Source organism: Lutibacter flavus, assembly GCF_900188355.1.
GTDB lineage: Bacteria > Bacteroidota > Bacteroidia > Flavobacteriales > Flavobacteriaceae > Lutibacter > Lutibacter flavus.
The window spans coordinates 1,005,330-1,009,735 of record NZ_FZNX01000001.1; the positions used below are offsets into that span (position 1 = coordinate 1,005,330).

The 4,406-nt window shown below is 32.2% G+C and carries 3 protein-coding genes; all 3 read right to left on the minus strand.

Annotated features, from left to right (window positions below; all coding sequences use genetic code 11):
• Window positions 1–762: 762 nt before the first annotated feature.
• Window positions 763–2,034, minus strand: a complete 1,272-nt coding sequence (gene kynU, locus CHB63_RS04440) for a kynureninase (RefSeq protein ID WP_089377197.1) — start codon at window positions 2,032–2,034, stop codon at window positions 763–765.
• A 12-nt stretch (window positions 2,035–2,046) separates the two neighbouring features.
• On the minus strand, window positions 2,047–2,745 hold the full coding sequence (locus CHB63_RS04445) for an SGNH/GDSL hydrolase family protein (RefSeq protein ID WP_089377587.1): 699 nt from the start codon (window positions 2,743–2,745) through the stop codon (window positions 2,047–2,049).
• Window positions 2,746–3,175: 430 nt separating this feature from the next.
• Window positions 3,176–4,228 (minus strand): NAD-dependent epimerase/dehydratase family protein, encoded by a 1,053-nt coding sequence (locus tag CHB63_RS04450; RefSeq protein WP_089377198.1) that lies wholly within the window; start codon window positions 4,226–4,228, stop codon window positions 3,176–3,178.
• Between the last annotated feature and the right edge of the window lie 178 nt (window positions 4,229–4,406).

A 4,406-nucleotide genomic window follows, 5' to 3' on the forward strand; every position in this document is an offset into this window, starting at 1 on the left:
CTGTTAGGGTAGGATAATATATTAAGAAATACAACAAATACTTTTCGATACAATTTTCTATCGAAAATCACTCGAAGTGATGGAATGAAAATAAACGAATAAAAGCATAAAAAAACTCAATAATTTTAGGTTAGGACCCCTGATTATTGAGTTGTATTTTCTAAAAAAATCCCGATCAGTTCCCGCCAATCGTTTTCAATTTATAGAGTAAAAGTAGGATATCAAATATAATATTTCAACTTTTATTTGGTTTATTTTGATTTTGTTTGACAATAAATAGTAACAATTGTTAATAAAAACCTTGCCAGTTGTAGTGTTTTAAGGATTCCTGAATTATTTTTTAATATATAAAGCGTGTTAGTTCAGTCATATCGGTCTTGATGCTGTATCACCTGCTTGTAATACGTGTTTAAAAGATGCCAGTCGAATTGGGCCTATCGAAGTTCTCAGACTGACTATTAAAACCCAAACATATTTGAACGAATTAAAAAGTCTTCGACAGGCCTGTACTGAGCTTGTCGAAGTGCTCAGACTGACAGATAAACTCTAATCAAAACGAAAGTCACACTGAGCTTGTCGAAGTGTTTTAAGAAGTTAGAATTGAAATCGGTTTGTCAAAAGTCTTCGACAGGCTTGTACTAAGCTTAGTCGAATTACTCAGACTGACTATCGAAACCCAAACTAGAACCTTCGATAGACACCGTGTGTCGCATTCAGCATGCCGCTCTCCTTTATTTCTAACATCCGGAAATCTTTGAATAATTAAGTCACTAATGCCTTTTTTTTACTGTATTTCTCATACTCTTTAAACTCTACAATATTTTTTATCCGCTGAACAGCCTCGTATAAATCCATATAAGTAATGTATAAAGGAGCTATTCCTAATCGTATGTTATTTGGTGGTCTAAAATCTGGAATAATGATTTTAGCTCCCACTTTTGGCTGAATCATTGCTTGGTTAATTCTATACCCTTCCGAATGTTGAATAGCTATATGAGAACCTCTTTTTTCACTTTCTAACGGAGATGCTATTTTAAAACCTAGAGGAATTAATTCCTCTTCAATTAATGCTAGCAAGAAACTACTTTGAGCTACACTTTTAATACGTAAGTTTTCCATACCCGCATCTAAAACAACAGAAACCCCCTGATCAACAGGTGCTAATGAAAGAATGGATGGGGTACTAACCGCAAATTTATGAATACCTTCTCCTGGTTGGTAATTTAAATTAAAGTCAAATGGTTTTTCATGACTAAACCATGACCATATAGGGTTTCTCAATTTCTCCTGTAACGATTTTTTCACATATAAAAACGCAGGAGCACCTGGACCTCCATTTAAATATTTATAAGTACAGCCAACTGCTAAATCTGCATTGCTTTTGTTTAAATCAATTGGAACAGCACCAACGGCGTGCGACAGATCCCATAATACCAAACTATTTTTAGCATGCGCAAGTTCATTTATTTCTTTCATATTGTACATAAAAGAACTTTTATAAGTAACCAAACTTAATGTCAACAATGCCGTATTCAAATCTAATTGCTTATTTATAGCTTCATTCTCTATCAAAACATCATTAGAATCTCCTACAATTTCAATTTGATGCTTTTTAAAGTGTTGGTTTACGAGCCCTTCAAGCACATACAAATCAGATGGAAAATTTAAGGCATCAGTTATTATTTTCTCTTTTCCTTTCCCAAATTCTAATGCCGCATACACCAATTTGTATAAATTTAAAGAAGTGGTATCTCCTACAAAAATTTCATCAGGCTGCGCTCCTACTAATTTTGCAATTTTCTTGGAGATAACATTAGAAAGATCAATCCATTCCTCATTCCAACTTCTTATTAAGCGATTCCCCCATTGATTTTCAAGTAAACTAGCGCTGGCTGCAATGGTAGCCTTTGGTAATTTACCTAAAGAATTTCCATCAAGATAGATTAAATTAGAATCGTTTACAAAGCGATTTTTGAAATGAGCTAAGGAATCTTTTTGATCTAATTCTAATGCTTTTTTTTCAAATAAATTCATATAAAATGATTCTTAAAAACTTCTATTTATAATTTCTTCCGCCCAAAGTTGGTACATTGCCCCTGAAAAATGCAACCCATCACTTGCTATGTACAAATCATTGTTTAATGCTTGTCTTGAAATTCCAGTAATATCAATAAAACGTACTTGCCTTTTAGTTGTTTCTTCTCTTTTTACCTTATTAAATAAATCAATTTGTTCACTTATTTCAGCTCGATTTCTATTTTTCGCAAAAGGACTCACTCCCCAATCAGGAATTGAAACAACCAGTACGTTTTTAGGGTCATTATATGCTAAGTCAATCGCTTTATTTAAAACCTCTATATATTCAGTTCTAAAACTTTCCACACTAAGCCCTCTATATTGATCATTCACTCCAATTAGAAGAGTTACCAAATTATATTTTTGTTGAATGTTGGCATCATTAATAGCGGCTTTCAACTGACCTGCTGTCCAACCAGTTTTTGCTATAATTTTAGGTTGTGTATAATTATACCCTGCTTTTTTTAATAATAGTGCTAGTTTTACCGGCCAACGATCGTTGGAACCAACACTTTCGCCAATAGTGTAACTGTCTCCAAGTGCTAAATAACTTAATTCTGTATTTGGGTTTGGATTCACAATGGGATTGATATTTGAATTTATCGGTTCAATATCTTCGGATCTGTTTTGTCCACAAGAAACCAACGTAAAAAGAATCAATAGTAACATTCTATACATATTTATAAATATTTAGTTTCTAAATATAGAAAATATTAAATTAACTTTTTTTATGAAAAATGCCTTTATTAGAAAGCATAAACCCTAAATGCAAGAACAAATTCATAGATAAATAAAACATGTAAAACGTTCTAAACTTGAAGTATTCTAAGTTTCCTGGATGCATTTTACCAAAAATCTTAGAAATACTAAAACTGACAACCGAACTTTAATCAAACAAATGCCACACTGGGTTTACGAAGTGTTTTATGAAGTTAGAATTGAAATCGTTTTACTAAAAGTCTTTGACAGGCTAAGACTGACTAATAATGTTCAAACAAATTAGAACGAATTAAAAAGTCTTCGACAGGCTCAGACTGACAACCGAACTTTAATCAAAACAAATGTCACACTGAGCTTGTCGAAGTGCTCATAATGCATTTTAACTTCCCTTATTCAATTCCAAATACTTGTCCACAAAAGCTTTAACCCCATCTTCTAAATTAGTTTCGGGTTTAAAATTTATATAATTAAATAAACTTTCCACATTTGCATAGGTAGATTGTACATCTCCAGGCTGCATTGGTTTAAAAACTATCTTTCCTTTTTTATTCAACGCTTTTTCAATTGCCTTAATAAAATCCATTAAAGCAACCGGACTATTATTTCCTATATTAAATAACTGGTATGGTTTTGAACTTTTTGATGAAGTTGGCTTTTTAGGATTAAATGCCGGGTTATTTTTTTGTGGTGCTAATGGCAATAAGCGCTTAACACTTTCAACTATATCACCAACATAGGTAAAATCTCTACTCATGTTTCCATTGTTAAAAACTTCAAACTCATTATCTTCAACCATCGCTTTCGTAAAAATATGCAAAGCCATATCTGGTCTACCCCAAGGTCCATATACCGTAAAAAACCGTAATCCTGTACAAGGAATATTGTATAAATTGGCGTAAGAATGCGCCATCATTTCATTCGCTTTTTTACTTGCTGCATACATTGCTAAAGGATGATCCGTGCAATTATCTTCGTGAAAAGGAATTTCTTCACTTAATCCATAAACAGAACTTGATGAAGCAAATACCAAATGTTCTACCGGATATGCTCTACAGCTTTCTAAAATATTTAAAAAACCTGTGATATTACTATCCACATATGAATGCGGGTTTTCAAGTGAATAACGGACTCCAGCCTGAGCGGCCAAATTTACCACATAATTAAACTGTTGTTCTTTAAAAAGTTGTTTTATATTTTCTAAATCAGTTAAATCTAATTTAATAAATGAATTATTTTTAATTTTTAATAGCCTATTATATTCAATGTCAGCAGTATTAAAACCAAAATCAGTTAATCGTGCTAATTTTAGGTTTACATCGTAATAATCATTATTACTATCCAATCCAACCACCTCATAACCAGACGCAACTAATAATTTAGCTAAATGATGACCTATAAAACCAGCCATTCCTGTAATTAATACTTTTTTCATTTTATTCTTTTACTTTAATTTTCACACTGATACTTCTATTACTAATTCTATTTAAAATTTCGTCAGTTCGAGTAGCGTAGCGTATCGAGAACTCATCAACACTTTTCGATATTATTTTCTTCAAAATTCACTCGAAGTGACTTTATAAACGCTATTTCGTCAGTTCGAGTAATGAAAC

Coding starts and splice junctions, on each gene's coding strand:
- CHB63_RS04445 (WP_089377587.1), bottom strand. CDS start 2,745: ATGTTACTATTGATTCTTTTTACGTTGGTTTCTTGTGGACAAAACAGA.
- CHB63_RS04450 (WP_089377198.1), bottom strand. CDS start 4,228: ATGAAAAAAGTATTAATTACAGGAATGGCTGGTTTTATAGGTCATCAT.
- kynU (WP_089377197.1), bottom strand. CDS start 2,034: ATGAATTTATTTGAAAAAAAAGCATTAGAATTAGATCAAAAAGATTCC.